Raw genomic sequence first — 16857 nt, forward strand, 5'->3', positions numbered from 1 at the left:
CTGCTCCGCGGTGGTACTAGATCGAGTCGCTTTCATGGGGCTCGATGACAATCTAACCTGACTTGGCGTTCTGGTTAGGAACTATTCCGATGTCTTGAGACATCAGTGTGCCCCTGATGTGCGCCGCGATCTGTGCCCCCGGCAGGACTCGAACCTGCGACCACAAGATTAGAAGTCATGTGCTCTGTCCAGCTGAGCTACGGGGGCCAGAGACTCCTAAGCCCAGGTCAGTGTATCCAACGACCTGGGAGGCGAGCCCCAGGTGCGCAACGCCGACAGAAATGTCGTTGGCAGAAACGGGGATTCGCTAGTGTGAGGCCCGCCACACACGTACGCTACCGACGGCTGGGCCGCGTGCAGGCCGGCGGCCTGTGCTCAATGACGAGGAGTGGCAGGGCATGACGGTTGCCATAGGAGCTCGATACTCGCGGGCTAGCGCCGAGGTGCTGCGACACGGACTGCAGCTGGCGGCCGGGCCGATGGGTGCTTACCGCACCGGCGCGTTGCTTCTCCGCGGCTCGCCGTGGGTGGTCCGCTTTCTGGCCGAATGGCTATCGGCCGAATTTCCCCCCCACGTGGTCACCGGGCAAGCCCTGTCCGGGGTGACGCCGCTGTCGGTGGGCCGCGTCGCAACGGGCTGGGCGGCGCAGCGGGCGGACCAGGTTCTCACCGCCGCGCTGGCGGACTCGCTCGGACCGAAATACCGCGAAAAGGCGCGTCATCCGATCGGCGATGATCCTGCGTGCGGCCGCCGCGGGGGCCTGTTGCAAGCGACCGGGCATCGCCGCCGTTACGCGGCGCAGACATCGGATATCAGCTACGGCCCGGACCGCGATCACTTGCTGGACATCTGGCGCCATCCCACCGTCCAGGCGAGCGACCGGGCACCGGTGTTGGTGCAGATCCCGGGCGGTGCGTGGACCGTGAACGGCAGACGGCCCCAGGCATATCCGCTGATGGGCCGGATGGCCGAGCTGGGTTGGATCTGCGTGTCCATCGATTACAGCAAGAGCCCGCGCAACGCATGGCCGGCACAAATCATCGACGTCAAACGCGCGCTGGCCTGGGTCCGCAACAACATCGCCGACTACGGCGGCGACCCTGACTTCATCGCGGTCACAGGTGGCTCCGCCGGCGGACACTTGGCCTCTTTGGCCGCGCTCACCGCTAACGACGAGCGACTGCAGCCCGGCTTCGAGGATGCCGACACAACCGTTCAGGCGGCGGCACCCTATTACGGTGTCTACGACCTGACCGATGTCAAAAAAATGCACGAGATGATGCTTCCGTTTCTCGAGCATTTCGTTATGCAAGCGCGCTACACCGACCAACCGGCGCTGTTCGAATCGGCGTCACCAATTTCGTACGTCCACCGCCAGGCACCGCCGTTCTTTGTGCTGCACGGCGAGAACGATTCGGTGATTCCCAGCGTGCAGGCGCAGGCCTTTTGCGTGGCGCTGCGCGAGGCCGGGGCCCCTACCGTCTGCTACGCGGAGCTTCCCAACGCCCACCACGCCTTTGACATGTTCGCCACGGTCCGGTCCCGACTGGCTGCCGACGCCGTCGCCGACTTTTTCGGTGTCGTTTACGGACGATATCTGCGCTCACGATCGACGGTTTTGCGCAGACGTGCAACACCGGCCAGCTGAATTTCCCGGTGCGCAACCCGCCGCGTATTTCCAATTCGGCAGCCCACCAGAGTAATTCGCAGGCCGTCGCGGACACGTTTAACCTGGTGTTCTGATCCGCACAATCGGCTACCGCCACCGCGCCAACCGGGCTAGCGTTGGAGTGGCCCGCGGCACAACGCTGGGCTGTGGCAAAGGGTATTAGCGCGTCGAGTAGCGGGCGCGGTGACAGGACGGAGGAGTGCCGGTGGCTGAGACGGTCGACGCGGCCGGATTGCCCGCCGCGCTGGGACCGCTTGATTACCTGCTGCATCGGGGCGAAGCGCATCCGCGGACGCGCTCTGGGATCATGGCGTTGGAAGTCCTCGACAGCACGCCGGATTGGGACCGCTTCCGGACCCGGTTCGAAAACGCGTCGCGACGGGTGTTGCGGCTGCGACAGAAGGTCGTGGTGCCGACGCTGCCGACGGCTGCGCCGCGTTGGGTGGTCGATCCCGACTTCAACTTGGACTTCCACGTGCGCAGGATGCGTCTCGCCGAACCCGGCACGCTGAGGCAGGCATTCGATCTAGCAGAGGTGATGCTGCAGTCGCCATTGGACATCGCCCGACCGCTGTGGACCGCCACCTTGCTCGAGGGTCTCGCGGAGGGAAAGGCTGCGACGCTGCTGCACCTCAGCCACGCCGTCACCGACGGTGTCGGCAGTGTGGAGATGTTCGCCCAGATCTACGACCTCGAGCGGGATCCACCGCCCCAGCCGACGCCTGCGCAACCCATTCCGCAGGATCTCTCGGCCAACGACTTGATGCGCGCAGGGCTCAACCACTTGCCCGCCAATGTTGTCAATGGGGTTCTTGGCGCGCTGGGCGGAGTGGTGTCGACAGTCGGTCGGGCGGTCCTCAACCCAGCGTCGGCAGTCACGGGGGTCCTCGGCTACGCCAGTTCAGGTGCCCGAGTGCTGCAGCAGGCTGCCGAGCCGTCGCCGTTGCTGCGCCGCCGCAGCCTTTCCACCCGCAGCGAAGCTATCGATATGAAGCTCTCCGACCTACACAGGGCTGCGAAGGCGGGCGGTGGGTCGATCAACGACGCCTACCTGGCCGGCCTGTGCGGCGCGTTGGGGCGCTACCACGAGGCGCTGGGCGTGCCCGTCAGCACACTGCCCATGGCTGTGCCGGTGAACATGCGCGCCGAAGCCGACCCCGCCGGCGGCAACCGGTTCACCGGCGTCAATTTGGCGGCGCCAGTTGGTACGGCCGACCCGGTTGCTCGCATCCGAAAGATCCGCGCGCAGATGACACAGCGCCGCGAGGAACGCGCGCTTAACGTGCTCGGGTCCATCGCGCCAGTGCTGAGCGTCTTGCCCGGGCCGCTGCTGGAGGCGGTGACGGATTCGATCGTCGGCTCCGACGTCCAGGCCAGCAACGTTCCAGTCTTCCCCGGCGACACCTATCTAGCCGGTGCAAAGGTCTTGCGGCAGTACGGCATTGGCCCGTTGCCGGGCGTGGCGATGATGGTCGTGCTGATATCGCGGGGTGGTTACTGCACCATTACCGCGCGCTACGACCGCGCCGCAATACGGGATGAGGCACTGTTCGCCCGGTGCCTGCTGGAGGGTTTCGACGAGATCCTTGCGCTGGCCGGCGAGCCCGACCTGCATGCGGTGCCCGCGTCCTTCGCCGCCGAGCCGTCCGACTCGCCGAACCGATCGGTGTCGGGCTCATGACCGCCGACGAAGACCGCCCGTCGCGGAAATCGAACCGTGATCTTCGGTTGCCCGGGTCGGTCGCCGAAATCATGGCCAGCCCGCCTGGCCCCAAGATCGGCGCGTTCTTCGACCTGGACGGCACCCTGGTGGCGGGTTTCACCGCGGTCATCCTCACTCAGGAGCGGCTGCGCCAACGCGACATGGGTGTCGGCGAGCTGTTCAGCATGGTTACCGCTGGCCTCAACCACCAGCTCGGGCGCATCGAGTTCGAAGAACTGATCGGCAAGGCTTCTGCGGCATTGGCCGGGCGCGCGTTGAGCGACCTGGAAGAGATCGGCGAGCGGCTGTTCAACCAGAAAATCGAGTCACGGATCTACCCGGAGATGCGTGAGCTGGTCCGCGCCCACCTGGCTCGCGGTCACACCGTGGTGCTGAGCTCGTCGGCGCTGACCATTCAGGTCGGACCCGTGGCCCGCTTCCTCGGCATCCTCAACACGCTCACTAATAAGCTCGAGACCAACGCGGACGGGCTTCTCACCGGAGGTGTGCTCAAGCCGATCCTGTGGGGACCGGGCAAGGCCGCCGCCGTGCAGAAATTCGCCGCCGAGAACGACATCGACCTCAAGGACAGCTATTTCTACGCCGACGGTGACGAAGATGTCGCGTTGATGTACCTGGTCGGCAATCCGCGGCCGACCAATCCGGAAGGCAAGATGGCCGCCGTCGCCCGCCGGCGTGGCTGGCCGATCCTGCGGTTCAGCAGCCGCGGCGGCGGGGGTATCGGCTCACAACTGCGGACGCTGGCCGGCTTCGGCTCGATCGTCCCGGTGGCCGCCGGCGCGGTAGGTATCGGACTGCTCACCCGCAGCCGCCGCCGCGGGGTGAACTTCTTCACCTCCACCTGGTCACAGCTGTTGTTGGCCGCTAGCGGCGTGCATCTCAATGTCATCGGCGCCGAGAATCTGACCGCCGAACGCCCGGCGGTGTTCATCTTCAACCACCGCAACCAGGCCGACCCGGTTATCAGCGGTGCGCTGGTGCGCGACAACTGGGTTGGCGTGGGCAAGAAGGAATTAGCCAGCGACCCAGTGATGGGCACCCTCGGCAAGCTGTTGGACACCGCTTTCATCGACCGCGACGATGCGGCCGCCGCGGTGGAGACATTGCATCAAGTCGAAGAGCGCGCCGCAAAGGGGCTGTCCATTGTGATGGCGCCCGAGGGCACCCGGCTCGACACCACCAGCGTCGGCCCATTCAAGAAGGGGGCGTTCCGGATCGCGATGACGGTCGGTATCCCGATCGTCCCGATCGTCATCCGCAATGCGGAGATCGTCGCTGCGCGGGACTCGATGACGATGAATCCGGGCACGGTGGATATCGCTGTGTTCCCGCCGATTTCGGTCAAAGATTGGACACTTGACACGCTGCCGGATCGGATCGCCGAGGTCCGCCAACTGTATGTGGACACATTGGCCGACTGGCCGGTCGACGAGCTACCCGAAGCCAGCCTGTACCGCCCGGCAAAGAAGGCGGCACCGAAAAAGGCGCCGCGGAAAACCACCAGCAAGCCCGCTGCGGCGGGGGCGGCCAAGGCCACGGCGAAGAAGGTCTCCAAGGCCCAGCCCAAAACTGCGGCGAGCAAGGTCACCAAGGCCCAACCACGCACGCCTCGGCCGCGAGGACGATCGTGACCAGATCGGCCGCCGACACCGGCACCTTCACCACCGCCGACGACACGTTGGTGTTGGCGTCAGCGTCCTCGCCGGTGGAATCGGAACTGCTCGCGAAATGGTTGGACCAGCAACGTGCCCAGCACCCGGAGACTAAGCTCGAGGTGCTGCCGTTGCCGGCACGCAATGCGCCACCCGCGGCGCTCGCGCAGCTGGTCGAACAGCTCGAGTCGGACGAGGACCGATCGATCGTGCCGGTGCGGGTCTTCTGGATGCCGCAAGCCGACGCGTCGGCTTTGAACCGGGTGGCAGCGTTGCTCCCGGGGCGAAATCCATACCAGCCCAGCGAGCGTCAGCAACGCCACATCCTGCGCACTGATCCATCCCGCGCCCGGGTGGTGGCCGGCGAATCGGCCAAGGTATCCGAACTTCGTCAGCAATGGCGAGACATCACGGTCGGCGACAACCCACGTGAGTTCGCGCATTTCGTCACCCGCCGAGCACTGCTGGCAATGGAACGCGCCGAATACCGAATCCTCGGACCGCACTACAAGTCTCCGCGGCTGGTGCGGCCGGAAATCCTGGCATCCGCGCGATTTCGTGCCGGCCTGGAAAGGATTCCGGGTGCCACCGTCGAGGAAGCCGGAAAGATGCTCGACGAGCTCGCCACCGGGTGGAGCCGAGTCTCCGTCGACCTGGTCTCCGTCCTGGGCAGGATGCTCAGCCGGGGATTCGACCGGGAGATCGACTACGACGAGTACCAGGTCGCGGCGATGCGCGCCGCGTTGGAAGCTCACCCGGCGGTCTTGTTGTTCTCACACCGGTCCTACATCGACGGCGCGGTGATGCCGGTGGCGATGCAGGAAAACCGGCTGCCGCCGGTGCATGTCTTCGCAGGTGTCAACCTGGCATTCGGGGTGATGGGGCCACTGATGCGTCGCGCCGGCGTGATCTTCATCCGGCGCAATATCGGCGACGACCCGCTGTATAAGTACGTGCTCAAAGAGTACGTGGGCTACGTCGTCGAGAAGCGCTTCAACCTGAGCTGGTCCATTGAGGGCACCCGCTCGCGCACCGGGAAGATGCTGCCGCCCAAGCTTGGACTTTTGAGTTATGTGGCCGACGCCTATCTGGACGGCCGCAGCGACGACATTCTGCTGCAGGGAGTTTCGATCAGTTTCGACCAGTTGCACGAGACCGCCGAATACGCCGCCTACGCTCGCGGCGGCGAAAAGCGGCCGGAGGGTTTCAGCTGGCTGTACAACTTCATCAAGGCTCAGGGGGAACGCAACTACGGCAAGATCTACGTGCGTTTCCCCGAAGCCGTCTCGATGCGGGAATACCTCGGCCCGTCGCACGGCCCGATCGCCGAGGATCAAGCCGCCAAACGGCTTGCGCTGCAGAAGATGTCGTTCGAAGTCGCATGGCGGATTCTGCAGGCGACCCCGGTGAATGCCACCGGTCTGGTTTCGGCGCTACTGCTGACCACCCACGGGGTTGCGTTGACGCTCGGGCAGCTGCACCACACCCTGCAGGATTCACTGGACTATCTCGAACGCAAGCACACCCCGATGTCAACCAGTGCGTTGCGGCTGCGCACCCCCGAGGGCGTCCGGGCGGCGGTGGACTCGCTGTCCAACGGCCACCCGGTTACTCGTGTCGACAGTGGCCGAGAACCCGTGTGGCGCATCGCCCCCGAGGACGAGCACACCGCGGCCTTCTACCGCAACTCGGTGATCCACGCATTCCTGGAGACCGCCATCGTCGAACTGGCGCTGGCGCATGCCGGTCACGCCACAGGTAATCGGCTGGAGGCGTTCTGGAATCAGGCCATGCGGCTGCGAGATCTGCTGAAATTTGACTTCTACTTTGCCGATTCCACCGCATTCCGGCAAAACATCGCCGAAGAGATGGCGTGGCACGAGGATTGGGAAGCGCACATCGCCGGGGGCGCCGACGAGATCGACGCAATGCTGTATGCGAAGCGACCGTTGATGTCGGACGCGATGCTGCGGGTGTTCTTCGAGGCCTACGAGATCGTGGCTGACGTGTTGCGCGACGCACCCGCGGATATCGGTGAAAAGGAACTCACCAAGTTGGCGCTCGGTGTTGGCCGCCAGTACGTCGCGCAGGGCCGGGTGCGCAGCAGCGAGCCGGTATCCACGCTCCTGTTCGCGACCGCACGCCAGGTTGTCGCCGACCAGGACCTGCTGAAGCCCGCACCGGACTTGGTTGAGCGCCGGATCGCGTTTCGCCGGGAATTGCAGTCGATTCTTCAGGATTTCAACCACGTCGCGCGGATCGCCCGCAACCAGTTCGTCGCGCGCGAGGTGGAGGCGCGCGGCGGACGGCGCGACAATCAATAGCTGTCCGGGGTGCCGGCAGTCAGCGTGCCCATACTCTTGATGCATGACGGGTGCTCCGGCCACTGGGCGCGGCGCGGCGGTGTGGCCGCTGCTCGCCGGGGTGGCGGTGCTCGCCGGCTGCACCGCGGCCGGGATCGGGGCGCTGTCGGTAGCTGCGGCGCTGACCGCAACCGGGTTACCCGACCCGGGTCCGGTGACCACGCTGGGCTTGCCGTTCGTCCGCGCGGCCGGGGAGGTCGCGGCTGTGGTTGCCGTCGGAGCGTTTCTTTTGGCCGCATTCCTGGTTCCGCCGCAAAAGAGCGGCGTCCTCGACGTCGACGGCTACCGAGCCGTCCGGATCGGCACGGTAGCGGCCGGTGCATGGGCGGTATGTGCCGCGCTGCTGGTCCCGTTGACGATTTCCGACGTCTCCGGTCAACCGATGACCGCTCACCTCAACCCGGTTACGATCTGGTCGCTGGCCAGCCTGATCAACACCGCCGCGGCGTGGCGGTTGACGGCGTTGCTGGCTGCGGCGGTGACGTTGGCCAGTCTGCCGGTGCTGCGCTGGTCATGGACGCCGCTGCTGCTGGTCGGGTCGTTGGTGACCCTGATACCGCTCGGGTTGACCGGCCACTCGTCGGCGGGCGGTTCCCATGACCTGGCCACCAATGGCCTGCTGATCCATCTGGTGGCGGTGAGCTTGTGGGCCGGTGGCCTGCTGGCGCTGCTGGGCCACGTCATCCGGGGCGGTCAGCACGCCGACCTGGCCGCGCGGCGATTCTCCGCCATCGCCTTGTGGTGTTTTGTCGCGATGGCGCTCAGCGGAATCGTCAACGCCCTGGTGCGGGTTCTGCCGTCGGACCTGCTCACTACCGACTACGGGCGGCTGGTGCTCGCCAAGTTCGTCGCACTGTGCCTGCTCGGTGTGGCCGGCTGGCGTCAACGGCGGCGCGGAGTCGCTGCGCTGCAAGCGGATCCGAGTTCGCGTGCCGCCCTCACCCGGCTGGCGCTGATTGAGGCGCTGATCTTCGGCGTCACGTTCGGCATCGCCGTCGGTCTGAGCCGCACGCCGCCACCGCCGCTGCCGATCGGTATCCCCTCGATTCCCGACGTGAAGATCGGCTACGACTTCGCCGGACCGCCCACCCCGGCGCGGGTGTTGTTCGACTGGCGTTTCGACCTGATCTTCGGCACGGCCGCCTTCGTATTCGCCGCGCTGTACCTGGCCGGAGTGCGTCGGCTCCGGCGCCGGGGCGACGACTGGCCAGCGGGCCGGACCGCGGCCTGGCTACTGGGCTGCCTGGCGTTGCTGTTCGTCACGTCGTCGGGTTTGGGCCGGTACATGCCAGCGATGTTCAGCATGCACATGGCCGATCACATGCTGCTGTCGATGCTGGTCCCGATCCTGCTGGTGTTGGGAGGCCCGGTCAGCCTGGCGTTGCGGGCGCTGCCGACAGCAGGCCGCGATGACCCGCCGGGTATGCGGGAATGGCTGCTGGCCGCCCTGCACAGCAGGCTCTCGAGGTTCCTCACCAATCCCGTGGTCGCCACGGTGTTGTTCGTCGCCGGGTTTTACGGGCTTTATCTGGGCGGTCTTTTCGACACCGCGGTTGACAGCCACATGGGGCATGTCGCGATGAATGTGCACTTCTTGGTGAGCGGCTACCTGTTCTATTGGGTGGTGATCGGTGTCGACCCCACGCCGCGGCCGATCCCGCCGCTGGCCAAGGTCGCCGTGGTCTTCGCGTCGTTGCCGCTGCACGCATTCTTCGGGGTAGTCCTGATGAGCACGCAAAAGGTGCTCGGGGAGAGTTTTTATCGGTCGCTGCACCTGAACTGGCACACCGACCTGCTGGGCGATCAGCGGCTCGGCGGTGGAATCGCTTGGGCGGCAGGGGAAATACCGCTGGTCTTGGTGATGATCGCGTTGCTTGTGCAATGGTCGCGCAGCGATCAGCGGACCGCCAGGCGACTGGATCGTGCGGCAGAACGCGACGACGACGCCGAGCTGGCGGCTTACAACGCGATGCTGGCCGAGCTGGCCCGTCGCGACGCATCGCGGCATTAGCCGCGCGGCTCGCCTCGCAGGCCACTGGACTACCAAGAGTGGCGGCGAATCGCCCTGATATCGCATCCGCAATCACCGCGGCTAATCCCTCAGCCGGCGGCTCAAGTTGCTTCTGGGACTGATGAGGTCGCTTACCCCATCCGTCGTCTATCCACAGTCGCGGCTCTATCCACCGGTTCCGTCCGTCGCCGAGTCGGCACCGCCGCGGTTGTCGGTCCGCCTGCGCTGACTGGAGCCAGCACCCGGCGGTGTGGCGTCACTGGGATTGCCCGGGTCGTCAGGCAGATCACCGCCATTTCAGAAAGGAAGAGCAATGTTCGAAACGCAGGTGACCGTGGTCGGAAACATCGTGAACGACCCGAAACGTCGGCCGGCGGGCGCACAGGAAGTGATGAAGTTCCGGGTAGCCAGCAATTCACGCCGCCGCGGCGCCGACGGCCAATGGGAGGCCGGCAATTCGCTGTTCGTCACCGTCAACTGCTGGGGCCGGCTGGTCTCCGGCGTGGGCGCATCGCTGGGTAAGGGCTCGCCGGTGATCGTCGTGGGCCACATTTACACCAACGAATACGAGGACCGCGACGGGATTCGTCGCTCGACGTTGGAGATGCGCGCCACCTCGATCGGCCCCGACCTGTCCCGCTGCCACGCCCGAATCGAGAAGACGGTCTCGGTGGCAACGGATGCCGCGAGCACACCAGCGGTCGAGCGCGATGCGGCTGACGCCGAAGCCGGAGATGACGTCGCCCGGGTAACCGAGACGGGGTTGCCGCTGTCTGCTTAGCGGCGCGACCGTCTGCCTAGGATGGGTCGCGGGCAACCTCGCGACACTAGAAAGGCAATACCGCGGCATGGCTGAGTTCATCTACACGATGAAGAAGGTCCGCAAGGCGCACGGCGACAAGGTGATCCTTGACGACGTCACGTTGAGCTTCTATCCGGGCGCCAAGATCGGTGTCGTTGGCCCCAACGGGGCAGGTAAGTCGAGCGTCTTGCGGATCATGGCGGGGCTGGACAAGCCGAATAATGGTGAGGCTGTCCTGGCCACCGATGCCACGGTCGGCATCCTGCTACAGGAGCCGCCGCTGAACGAGGAGAAGACCGTTCGCGGCAATGTCGAAGAAGGGCTGGGCGACATCAAGGTCAAGCTCGACCGCTTCAACGAAGTCGCCGAACTGATGGCCACCGACTATTCCGACGAGTTGATGGAGGAGATGGGCCGGTTGCAGGAGGAGCTCGACCACGCCGACGCGTGGGACCTCGACTCGCAGCTGGAGCAGGCTATGGACGCACTTCGGTGTCCGCCGCCCGACGAGCCAGTGACACACCTTTCCGGTGGTGAGCGCCGTCGGGTGGCGCTGTGCAAGCTGCTGCTGTCCAAACCGGACCTGTTGCTCCTCGACGAGCCGACCAACCACCTGGACGCCGAGAGCGTGCAGTGGCTCGAACAGCACCTGGCCGCTTACTCGGGGGCGGTTCTGGCGGTGACCCACGACCGATACTTCCTGGACAACGTCGCCCAATGGATCTTGGAGCTCGACCGCGGCCGCGCCTACCCGTACGAGGGCAACTACTCCACCTACCTGGAAAAGAAGGCCGAGCGGTTGGCTGTGCAGGGCCGCAAGGACGCGAAGCTGCAGAAGCGGTTGCAGGACGAGCTGGCGTGGGTGCGGTCCGGCGCCAAGGCCCGCCAGGCCAAGGGCAAGGCCAGACTGCAGCGCTATGAGGAGATGGCCGCCGAGGCGGAGAAGACGCGCAAGCTGGATTTCGAGGAGATCCAGATCCCCACCGGCCCGCGGCTGGGCAACCTGGTCGTCGAGGTCGAGCATCTCGACAAGGGGTTCGAGGGACGCACGCTGATCAAGGACCTGTCGTTCACGCTGCCCCGCAACGGCATCGTCGGAGTCATCGGTCCCAACGGGGTCGGCAAAACCACGCTGTTCAAGACCATCGTCGGGCTCGAGCAGCCCGATAGCGGCACCGTCAAGGTGGGCGAGACCGTCAAGCTGAGCTACGTCGACCAGTCCCGGGCCGGTATCGACCCGAAGAAGACCGTGTGGGAAGTCGTCTCCGACGGACTGGACCACATCCAGGTCGGGCAGAACGAGATTCCGTCGCGGGCCTACGTCTCGGCGTTCGGTTTCAAAGGACCCGACCAGCAGAAACCGGCTGGCGTTCTATCCGGTGGCGAACGGAACAGGCTCAATCTCGCGCTCACGCTTAAAGAGGGCGGGAACCTGATCCTGCTGGACGAGCCGACTAACGACCTCGACGTCGAGACGCTGGGCTCTTTGGAGAACGCGCTGGAGAAATTCCCCGGTTGCGCGGTGGTGATTTCCCACGACCGCTGGTTCCTCGACCGGACGTGCACCCACATCCTCGCGTGGGAGGGCGACGAGGACAACGAGGCCAAGTGGTTCTGGTTCGAGGGCAACTTCGGTGCGTACGAGGAGAACAAAGTCGAACGGCTTGGCGTGGAAGCCGCGCGTCCGCACAGGGTGACTCACCGAAGGCTGACGCGGGACTAGTGTCAGGCCTACCAGCGCTGGTATGCGTGCTGAGGCAGGAGCAGTCGGCATGACGGGTCAACGCGGATCCACCAGCCTTCAGGGCGCTGTGGACTGGACGACGTTCGCGAAGTCTGAGGACATTCCAGACTGGATCTCCAAGGCATACACAGATACCTATCAAGGCCCGCGTGGCGACGACGCCGTGGCCGACCGCGGGTCGGCCGACAGCCCCACTGTCGCCACGGCGGTGACGCCGGCGCTGCTTGGCGCGCACTACCGGCTTGGTCTGCACCGGCCGAGCGGAGAAAGCCGAATCGCCATCTATCCACCCGACGATGCGGCCGGATTCGGGCCCGCGCTGCAACTGGTCACCGACAACGGCGCGATGCTGATGGATTCGGTGACGGTGCTGCTGCACCGGCTTGGTGTGGCGTACGCGGCGATCATGAACCCGGTGTTCCAGGTCCGCCGCAACACGGACGGAGATCTGCTGAGCGTCGAGCCGAAGACCGCAGAAGGCTCAGCGGGCGGCGGTGTCGAAGAGACCTGGGTGCACGTACAGCTTTCGCCGTCGGTTGAGCGCGAGGCGCTGCAGGAAGCCGAACGCCTGCTGCCGGGTGTGCTTGCCGATGTGCGTCGGGTCGCAGCGGACTCGGCCGCGATGTGGGCCATCCTCGACGACCTGGCCAAGGATGTGGAAACCAACGCGGGCGGGCGCTATGCGGGGCCGGATAGCGGCGATGTGGCCGCGCTGTTGCGCTGGCTGGCCGACGGGCATTTCACGCTGCTGGGCTATCAACGGTGTCCAGTTCGCGACGGACGCGTGTCGGGCGATGACGCGACCACCAGCCTCGGTGTGCTGCGCCGGCGCAAGGGTTCTCGTCCTCGCCTGACCGACGACACCGAACTGCTGGCGCTGGCGCAAACAGACGTTGCCAGCTACCTGCGCTTCGGTGCTTACCCGTATGTCCTCGCGGTGCGGGAGAACGTCGACGGCAGCGTCTTCGAGCACCGCCTCATCGGGCTGTTCACGGTCGCCGCGATGAACGCCGACGTGCTTGAGATCCCGATAATTTCGCGCAGAGTCCGCGAGGCGCTCGCACTAGCCGACCTCGACCCCGGCCATCCAGGGCAGCTGCTGCTCGACGTCATCCAGACCATGCCGCGCTCGGAGCTTTTCGCGCTCAGCGCCGAGCAGCTGTTGGCGATGGCCAAAGCCGTGGTGGATCTCGGATCCGGGCGCCGAGCACTGCTGTTCTTGCGCGCTGACCGACTCGAGTACTTCGTGTCGTGCTTGGTCTACCTGCCCCGCGACCGCTACACCACGGCCGTGCGTTTGCAGATCGAGGACATCCTGGTCCAGGAGTTCGGCGGCACCAGCCTCGAGTTCACCGCTCGCGTCACCGAATCACCTTGGGCGCTGCTGCATTTCATGGTCCGGCTACGTCCCGATGGCGCTACGCAGATCGACACCTCCGAAGCCAACCGAGTCCGTATCCAGGCGTTGCTGACCGAAGCCGCGCGCACCTGGTCCGACCGGCTGATCAGCGAGGCGACTGGGGGATCCGTCGGCGCTGTCGGACCCCTGGAGGCCGAGCACTACGCGGCGGCGTTCTCTGAGGCCTATAAACAGGCCGTCACCCCGACCGAAGCGATCAATGACATCGCCATCTTCGAGCAGCTGACCGACGACTCGGTCAAGCTGGTTCTCTCCGACCACAACTACGACGACACCGCCCGGCTGACTTGGTATTTGGGTGGGCGAACGGCGTCTTTGAGTCAGTTGCTGCCGATGCTGCAATCCATGGGTGTGGTGGTGCTCGAGGAGCGACCGTTCACCGTCACTCGGCCCGACGGATTGCCGGTGTGGATCTACCAGTTCAAGATCACGCCGCAGCTGACCATTCCGCTGGCATCGGGGGGGCCTGAGCGGGAAGCCGCCGCGAAACGCTTCGCCGACGCCGTCACCGCGATCTGGGAAGGCCGCATCGAGATCGACCGGTTCAACGAGCTGGTGATGCGCGCCGACCTGACCTGGCAGCAGGTCGTGCTGTTGCGCAGCTACGCGAAATATCTACGGCAGGCCTGTTTTCCGTACAGTCAGTCCCACATCGAATCGGTGTTGAACGAAAACCCACAGACCGCACGGTCGTTGGTCAGGCTGTTCGAGGCATTGTTCGATCCGACCCCTTCCGGTTCGTCGAAGAACCGCGACGCTCAAGCTGCCGCCGCAGCGGTTGCCGCGGATATCGACGCGTTGGTGAGCCTGGACACCGACCGCGTCCTACGGGCGCTCGCCTCGCTGATCCAGGCCACCATGCGTACCAATTACTTTGTGACACAAGAGAGTTCCGCTCGCAGCCAAAATGTGCTGTCGCTGAAGCTGGATGCGCAGCTGGTTGAGGAACTCCCACTGCCGCGGCCTAAGTTCGAGATCTTCGTGTACTCGCCGCGGGTCGAAGGTGTGCATCTGCGATTCGGCTATGTGGCGCGCGGTGGCTTGCGTTGGTCGGATCGTCGCGAGGATTTCCGCACGGAGATCCTCGGTCTGGTCAAGGCTCAGGCAGTGAAGAACGCCGTCATCGTGCCGGTCGGCGCCAAAGGCGGTTTCGTCGTCAAACAGCCGCCGTTGCCCACCGGCGACCCCGGTGCTGACCGCGACGCCACCCGAAACGAAGGCATCGCCTGCTACAAGCTGTTCATCTCAGGATTGCTCGACGTCACGGACAACGTCGATCTCACCACCGGCAAGGTCAGTACACCCGCGGAGGTGGTGCGGCGCGACGGCGACGACGCCTATCTGGTGGTGGCCGCGGACAAAGGCACCGCGACGTTTTCCGACATCGCCAACGACCTCGCCAAGTCCTACGGGTTCTGGCTGGGCGACGCCTTCGCATCCGGCGGATCGGTCGGCTATGACCACAAAGTAATGGGCATCACCGCCAAGGGCACCTGGGAAGCGGTCAAGCGGCACTTCCGGGAGATGGGGGTCGACACCCAAACCGAGGACTTCACCGTCATCGGCATCGGTGACATGAGCGGTGACGTGTTCGGCAACGGCATGTTGCTGTCCAAGCACATTCGACTGCTGGCCGCGTTCGACCACCGCCACATCTTCCTGGACCCCGATCCCGATCCGGCCGCTTCCTGGGAGGAGCGACGGCGGATGTTCGATCTGCCCCGCTCCAGCTGGCAGGACTACGACAAGTCACTGATCAGCCAGGGCGGCGGGGTGTACAGCCGCGAACACAAAGCGATTCCGATCAGCGACCAGGTTCGCGCAGCCTTGGGCATCCCGGACGACGTCAACGAGATGGCCCCGCCCAACCTGATGCGCGCGATCCTGCGTGCGCCGGTGGATCTGCTGTTCAACGGCGGCATCGGAACCTATGTCAAGGCCGAAGCGGAATCCGACGCCGACGTGGGTGACCGTGCCAACGACCCGGTACGGGTCAATGCGAATCAGTTGCGCGCCAAGGTGGTTGGCGAGGGTGGCAATCTCGGCGTCACGGCGCGCGGCCGGGTCGAGTTCGACCTGTGCGGCGGTCGGATCAATACCGATGCGATGGACAATTCGGCCGGCGTGGATTGTTCTGACCACGAGGTCAACATCAAGATCTTGGTCGACTCCCTGATCACCGCGGGCAAGGTCGACCCGGGTGAACGCACCCAACTGCTCGAGTCGATGACCGACGAAGTCGCCGAACTGGTGCTCGCCGACAATGCCGACCAGAACGACCTGATCGGCACCAGCCGCGCCAATGCCCCGAGCCTGCTGCCCGTGCATGCCGACCAGATCAAATACCTGGTGACCGAGCGGGGGCTGAACCGCGAACTCGAAGCGCTGCCGTCGGATAAGGAGATAGCGCGGCGACTCGAGGCCGGCCTAGGGCTCACGTCACCGGAGCTCGCGACGTTGATGGCGCATGTCAAGCTGGCGCTCAAAGACGAGCTGTTGCGTACCGATCTGCCGGATCAAGAGGTGTTCGCCAGCAGATTGCCGCGATACTTCCCGTCACCGCTGCGCGACCGCTTCGGTCCGGCGATCCGCTCCCACCAGCTAAGGCGGGAGATCGTCACCACGATGCTGGTCAACGATCTGGTCGACACAGCCGGCATCAGCTATGACTACCGGGTCGCTCAGGATATCGGTGTGAGTCTGGTGGATGCGGTGCGCACCTACGTAGCGACCGACGCCGTCTTCGGAGTGGGGCAACTGTGGCACAGTATCCGCGCGGCCGACGTGCCGATCGCGGTCTCTGATCGGATGACATTGGATACCCGTCGGCTGATCGACCGTGCCGGACGGTGGTTCCTCAACTACCGTCCGCAGCCGTTGGCGGTTGGCGCCGAAATCAACCGATTCGCAAAGAAGGTGGAAACGCTGACACCGCGGATGTCGGAGTGGCTGCGCGGCGACGACAAGGCGATCGTGGAAAAGGAAGCCGTTGAATTCGTCGCGCAGGGTGCATCAGAAGACCTCGGCTACATGGTGGCCGCCGGGTTGTACCGGTACAGCTTGCTCGACATCATCGATATCGCCGATATCGAGGACCACGACCCCGCTGAGGTCGCCGACACCTATTTCGCGCTGATGGACCGCCTGGGCACCGACGGTCTGCTGACCGCGGTGTCCGAACTGCCACGCAGCGATCGCTGGCACTCGTTGGCGCGCTTGGCGATTCGTGACGATATCTACGCGTCGCTGCGGTCGTTGTGTTTCGACGTGCTCGCCATTGCTGAACCGGACGAAAGCGCTGACGAGAAGATCGCTGAGTGGGAGCACACCAGCGCCTCACGGGTGGAGCGCGCGCGCCGGACGCTGACCGAAATCTACGAGAGCGGTCAAAAGGATTTGGCCACGCTGTCGGTGGCGGCACGGCAGATTCGCCGCATGACGCGCACCAGCGGGCGAGGATCGTCGGGGTGAC

General features: G+C 65.1%; 8 protein-coding genes and 1 tRNA gene. 8 read left to right on the forward strand and 1 reads right to left on the reverse strand.

What is annotated here, in order from left to right; translation table 11 throughout:
• Positions 1 to 133: 133 nt before the first annotated feature.
• Positions 134 to 207, reverse strand: a tRNA-Arg gene (locus VEI45_RS13560).
• 191 nt (positions 208 to 398) lie between these two features.
• On the opposite strand from VEI45_RS13560, the gene VEI45_RS13565 reads away from it, so the two are divergent.
• The 8 genes from VEI45_RS13565 to VEI45_RS13600 all read left to right on the forward strand — a co-directional run bounded on the left by VEI45_RS13565 (position 399) and on the right by VEI45_RS13600 (position 16856).
• On the forward strand, positions 399 to 1649 hold the full coding sequence (locus VEI45_RS13565; protein ID WP_324853974.1) for an alpha/beta hydrolase: 1251 nt from the start codon (positions 399 to 401) through the stop codon (positions 1647 to 1649).
• A gap of 226 nt (positions 1650 to 1875) precedes the next feature.
• Positions 1876 to 3351 carry a wax ester/triacylglycerol synthase family O-acyltransferase gene (locus VEI45_RS13570; protein ID WP_324853976.1) on the forward strand — a complete coding sequence of 492 codons (1476 nt, stop codon included), beginning with the start codon at positions 1876 to 1878 and terminating at the stop codon, positions 3349 to 3351.
• Positions 3348 to 5024 (forward strand): HAD-IB family hydrolase/lysophospholipid acyltransferase family protein, encoded by a 1677-nt coding sequence (locus VEI45_RS13575; RefSeq protein WP_324853978.1) that lies wholly within the window; start codon positions 3348 to 3350, stop codon positions 5022 to 5024. Before VEI45_RS13570 ends, VEI45_RS13575 begins: the two co-directional genes overlap by 4 nt.
• Entirely contained in the window at positions 5021 to 7369 is a 2349-nt protein-coding gene (locus tag VEI45_RS13580; protein WP_324853980.1) for a glycerol-3-phosphate 1-O-acyltransferase, read from the forward strand. The genes VEI45_RS13575 and VEI45_RS13580 overlap by 4 nt, the downstream gene beginning before the upstream one ends.
• A 43-nt stretch (positions 7370 to 7412) precedes the next feature.
• Positions 7413 to 9419 carry a bifunctional copper resistance protein CopD/cytochrome c oxidase assembly protein gene (locus tag VEI45_RS13585; RefSeq protein WP_324853982.1) on the forward strand — a complete coding sequence of 669 codons (2007 nt, stop codon included), beginning with the start codon at positions 7413 to 7415 and terminating at the stop codon, positions 9417 to 9419.
• 313 nt (positions 9420 to 9732) lie between these two features.
• Positions 9733 to 10200, forward strand: a complete 468-nt coding sequence (ssb, locus tag VEI45_RS13590; RefSeq protein ID WP_324853984.1) for a single-stranded DNA-binding protein — start codon at positions 9733 to 9735, stop codon at positions 10198 to 10200.
• A 67-nt stretch (positions 10201 to 10267) separates the two neighbouring features.
• On the forward strand, positions 10268 to 11944 hold the full coding sequence (gene ettA, locus VEI45_RS13595; protein ID WP_324853986.1) for an energy-dependent translational throttle protein EttA: 1677 nt from the start codon (positions 10268 to 10270) through the stop codon (positions 11942 to 11944).
• Between the two features lie 49 nt (positions 11945 to 11993).
• Positions 11994 to 16856, forward strand: a complete 4863-nt coding sequence (locus tag VEI45_RS13600) for an NAD-glutamate dehydrogenase (protein WP_324853988.1) — start codon at positions 11994 to 11996, stop codon at positions 16854 to 16856.
• The last annotated feature ends 1 nt before the right edge of the window (position 16857 follow it).

The organism is Mycobacterium sp., assembly GCF_035623875.1.
Lineage (GTDB): Bacteria > Actinomycetota > Actinomycetes > Mycobacteriales > Mycobacteriaceae > Mycobacterium.

Coding starts and splice junctions, on each gene's coding strand:
- VEI45_RS13565 (WP_324853974.1), top strand. CDS start 399: ATGACGGTTGCCATAGGAGCTCGATACTCGCGGGCTAGCGCCGAGGTG.
- VEI45_RS13575 (WP_324853978.1), top strand. CDS start 3,348: ATGACCGCCGACGAAGACCGCCCGTCGCGGAAATCGAACCGTGATCTT.
- VEI45_RS13585 (WP_324853982.1), top strand. CDS start 7,413: ATGACGGGTGCTCCGGCCACTGGGCGCGGCGCGGCGGTGTGGCCGCTG.
- ssb (WP_324853984.1), top strand. CDS start 9,733: ATGTTCGAAACGCAGGTGACCGTGGTCGGAAACATCGTGAACGACCCG.
- ettA (WP_324853986.1), top strand. CDS start 10,268: ATGGCTGAGTTCATCTACACGATGAAGAAGGTCCGCAAGGCGCACGGC.
- VEI45_RS13600 (WP_324853988.1), top strand. CDS start 11,994: ATGACGGGTCAACGCGGATCCACCAGCCTTCAGGGCGCTGTGGACTGG.